General features: G+C 43.5%; 2 protein-coding genes. One reads left to right on the top strand and one right to left on the bottom strand.

The genetic code is table 11. The annotated features are described in order from the left end of the window. Positions 1-1,562 precede the first annotated feature (1,562 nt). Entirely contained in the window at positions 1,563-1,697 is a 135-nt protein-coding gene (locus CIK99_RS15880) for a hypothetical protein (protein WP_256387389.1), read from the bottom strand. Between the two features lie 158 nt (positions 1,698-1,855). Between CIK99_RS15880 and CIK99_RS05785 the strand changes: the two genes are divergently transcribed. Beyond that, a complete protein-coding gene (locus CIK99_RS05785) occupies positions 1,856-3,166 on the top strand; it encodes a leucine-rich repeat domain-containing protein (protein ID WP_216822786.1) in 1,311 nt (436 codons plus the stop codon). Positions 3,167-3,723 lie beyond the last annotated feature (557 nt).

Below are 3,723 nucleotides of genomic sequence, written 5' to 3' on the forward strand. Positions count from 1 at the left end.
TATATATAATAAATTATATATAAATATATAATTTATTATATCTTACTATAAATAGTAGATTGAAAGAAAGACAGAATCTGAACAAGTCAATTCGAGACAAGGTCTTCAATTCTGACTTGTCACCCTCAAAGGCCTTTGAGAGGGGAAGCAGATTCGAAGGAAGAAAACGAGATGTTCAATGATAACGACAACCGGTTTGCCGCGACAAATCGGGGGTGCATATCCGCGACAATCCGCGGTGCATATCCGCGACAAATCTCGGTGCACATCCGCGACAATCCGCGACAACGCCCGCCGTTGTAGGGTCTTACCTCGTGTAAGACCGCCCGCCTATCGCCGCCGAAAAACCACCGCAAATCGGGTTGCATATCCGCGACAAATCGGGGTGCGGTCTTACACGAGGTAAGACCCTACATCGGAGATTAGCGGCGGACAATACCGCAATCAACTCGTCATCTTAAAAAGTTACCAGTTAACCGGTAACAAGTTAACTTTTTCACAGTTGTTAACATTCCAGTCTTCTACCCACACACTGCTTCTACTCTCAAAGGCCATAAGAGGAAGGGGTGGCGGCAGGGTGGCGTTTTGCTACCACGCGAGGAAAAAATAAATACCACGCGTGGGAGCAATATTTTGGTCGTGGGAGAGGGGATATGGAGAATAAATGCAGTTAACTGGTAACAAGTTAACTTTTAACAGATGTTAACACAAGAATCTCGCATATGTGGAGTAAAACATCGTGCCCATTTCTGTTTTTACAGAAACATTGGTCAAACTGGTAAAAGACAACCCCGATTATTTGATATGGGTACCGACCCCAAAAAAGGTTAACTTGTTAACGGTTAACTGGCAACTTTTTCTATTTTTTGCGGGTTGCCTCTATCTCCTATACTACCGAACTCCCCAAAAGGTTAACTTGTTAACGGTTAACTGGCAACTTTTTCAAGTTGACGAGTTGACTGCGCCAACTCCCGCCGCTAATCTCCGATGATTGCGGTATTGTCCGCCGCTAATCTCCGCTGTAGGGTCTTACCTCGTGTAAGACCGCAACCCGATTTGCGGTGGTTTTGTTAACCGATTTGTGGTGGTTTTGTTAACCGATTTGTGGTGGTTTTTCGGCAGAGATATGCGGGCGGTCTTACACGAGGTAAGACCCTACAACGGCGGGGAGCAACAAGGCATGTTGAGTTCTTAGAGAGCTACGCATGACAACAGCAGCATGGAAACTCTACAGGGAAATTGACCCGACGGACTGAACCAAACAACATGTCACTTACCATAGAAATATAAATTTTCCACGAAAAAATTTGGAAGATTCAGAAAATTCCATTAACTTTGCTTCATAATTGCATCAAAAACAGAATGTAATGAACGCAAAGAGACTGTATGACATATTGATTATCAAGGTTATAATGGATGGTAAAACCACTCCTGTAAACTCGTCCCTTTGTCATAGTTGTCATTATAGTTCCGAAGACAGTTTTCGTTTCCGTTTATCAAACAGTTTTCGTTATCGTTTATCAAACAGTTTTCGTACCCTTCTCCCTCTGTTGCTTTTACTATCATCGTGCGAAACAATAGACCTTAACGACCACTCCCTCGTCACCTTCGACGGTGCGACCTACGTAGTGTGTCATCACCTCACCTACGCCCCCCCGAAAGATATACTCCCTAGACTCGCGCGACATAACACTCATAATAGAAGACATAGAGACCACCAGCAGCCCCTCGCCGCCGTTGTAGGGTCTTACCTCGTGTAAGACCGCCCTTATTAAATAACAAATACAAACATAACAATAACAATACTGCCAACACCCGACCTCGTGGCTGAAAAAAATGTGTCGGGAAAAAGATTATGAATAAAAGATTTACTGCATTAATGACAACGCTCATCCTCAGCGTGTTCTTTTCAATCTCTGCATCCGCCTTGAAGGTTGAGGTAGATGGGATTTACTACAACATTGTGACAAAAGTAAAGACTGCAGAAGTTACTGAAGGTGATAATGAATATTCTGGAGATGTAACCATTCCTGAGACAATCACTGTTGATAACGTAGTATATAATGTGACAAGTATCGGACGTGATGCTTTCGATAGATGCATCGGCCTCACTTCAGTCACGATTCCAAATTCAGTGACAAGTATCGGAATTCAGGCTTTCTGGGCCTGCCAAGGCCTCACATCTATCACAATTCCAAATTCCGTGACAAGTATTGAAGCTTGTGTTTTCCAGAACTGCACCGGCCTCACATCTATCACAATTCCAAATTCAGTGACAAGTATCGGATATAGTGCTTTCTATGGATGCACCGGCCTCACCTCAGTCACGATTCCTAATTCCGTGACAAGTATCGGAGAATGGGCTTTCCAAGGATGCGGCGGCCTCACATCAATCACAATCCCGAATTCAGTGACAAGTATCGGAGAACGGGCTTTCTACGACTGCACCGGCCTCACATCTATCACAATTCCAAATTCAGTGACAAGTATCGGAAGTGAGGCTTTCTCTCGCTGCAATGAGATCGAAAATGTCTATTGTTATGCGGAAACAGTACCATCTACAGAAACTGATGCTTTCAAAGAAGCATATATTGAATATACTACTCTCCATGTACCAGAATCCGCAATAAACGCTTACAAAACGACAAAGCCTTGGAGCGGATTTGGAACAATTAAGACTCTTGAAGGCAATGAAAAGAAATGCGAAACTCCTACAATATCATTTGTTGATGGAAAACTGACATTCTCATGTGCAACAGAAGGAGTAGAATATGTAAGTGATGTGACTTGCTCAGATGTTAAAACATATTATAGTAACGAGATAAATCTCGCTGCCTGCTACGACATTACCTGCTACGCCAAGGCAGAAGGCTATGCCAACTCCGACGTTGCCACCGCCAAACTCTATTGGCTCACATCCTCAGGCTCTCTTGAAGGTGCAGGCATCAACAATGTCTCCATGCGTGGCATCGCCATCCAGTCCGCCGGTGGTTTCGTAAACATCTCCGGTCTCGACAACAACGAGACAGTAAGCTTCTATGGCATCGATGGCAAAGCCCTCGGCCCCGCCACCGCCATCAACGGCACAACATCCTTCGCCGCTCAATCCGGCTCTATCGTAGTCGCCAAGATTGGCAAGAAAAACATAAAAATCGCAGTGGAATAACATCCGCATAAATACCCGCCGCTGTAGGGTCTTTACTTTATGTAAGACCGCTCCACCACCGCATGGCAACCGCAATGGACAACGGACTTACATAAAGTAAAGTCCCTACAGCAAATGGGATACCCAATTAAATATTAAGAAACGAAGTTCGACGAAGTTAATTAATAATAATGAAGTGATTGTCCCTGTGAGCATGTTCCCCGACATTAAGAAACTGAGTAAGGCGCAACGAGAGGATTACATGATTATGGATGACCAGTATTTCTCTTTTGAATCTCTCACTCGTATCTATTCTATAAAAGATGTACTTAGATGCTAATAAGTAGATAGATCATTGTATATTAAAATTTTATTATTACCTTTGCACTCGTTAACAACATCAAGGAAGTGGAATAAGGCCGATTAATCATTCGTCCCGAGACAGAGATTAATGTTCTGCCCCCACTCCTTAACATCCGAATCCGGACAGTTCACTGGGCTTTGACCCCGCATTTGCAATGATGGTTCCAGGGTGTTTTGATGTTGCATGTTTAATTTAATTTTATTATTATGACTTA

Origin of the sequence: Prevotella sp. P5-92 (assembly GCF_002251245.1) — a bacterium.
Taxonomy (GTDB): Bacteria; Bacteroidota; Bacteroidia; order Bacteroidales; family Bacteroidaceae; genus Prevotella.